1 protein-coding gene is annotated in these 898 nt (G+C 59.7%); it reads left to right on the top strand.

Annotated elements, in window-relative coordinates; translation table 11 throughout:
* Positions 1-747 (top strand): hypothetical protein (locus I5W_RS31960; protein ID WP_159106108.1); only part of this gene is annotated, 747 nt, incomplete at its 5' end.
* Between the last annotated feature and the right edge of the window lie 151 nt (positions 748-898).

Raw genomic sequence — 898 nt, 5'->3', positions numbered from 1 at the left:
AGGACGGCACACCGGCAGCAGGATGGCTTGCTGGGTCAACTGGACTTTGCCGCCGCCGTCAAGAACCGTAGCCTGGACAGCAGCACTACCATGCCCACTATCGCCTTGCCCAACAACGTGCTGCCTTCGGCCTACAGCGCCGGCAACACGATGGACCACTTCCTGAAGGACAACAAGATCGATCTGCTGTCGGCCAACGATGTGAAGAACATCGCCGAGACCGGCTACTACCAGGACCAGGATGGCAAGCTCAAGGCGGTACCGCCTGAAGTGCAGCAAGCCGCCCAGGCGCTGATGGCCAATGGCGGTCAACTGTTCAAGGAGCTGGAAGCGGCCAACACCGGCAAGCAGGATGGCCTGCTGGGTCAACTGGACTTCGCTGCCGCCGTCAAGAACGGTAGCCTGGACAGCAGCAGCACCATGCCCACCATCGCCTTGCCTAACAATGTGCTGCCCTCGGCCTCCAGCGCGGGTAACACGATGGATCACTTCCTGAAGGACAACAAGATCGATCTGCTGTCGGCCAACGATATGAAGAACATCGCCGAGACCGGCTACTACCAGGATCAGGACGGCAAGCTCAAGGCAGTGCCGCCCGAAGTGCAGCAAGCTGCCCAGGCGCTGATGGCCAACGGCGGTCAACTGTTCAAGGAACTGGAAGCGGCCAACACTGGCAAGCAGGACGGCCTGCTGGGCCAGCTCGACTTTGCCGCTGCAGTGAAAGCCGGTCAGTTCTCGGCCGGATGAGTGACGGACGGGGCCAGGCCTGATGGCATACGGTCTGGCACCGTCTGATCGTTCAGGAAATCGATAGGAAGCATCATGTCAATTTCTCGTATCAATACGCATGGGCATTCCCGCGCGATCGACTACGCATTGTTCCTGCGTGATTACATCG

The organism is Herbaspirillum sp. B65 (assembly GCF_000333555.1).
Classification (GTDB): Bacteria; Pseudomonadota; Gammaproteobacteria; order Burkholderiales; family Burkholderiaceae_D; genus Herbaspirillum; species Herbaspirillum rubrisubalbicans.
This window is presented reverse-complemented; position numbering and strand designations above follow the sequence as displayed.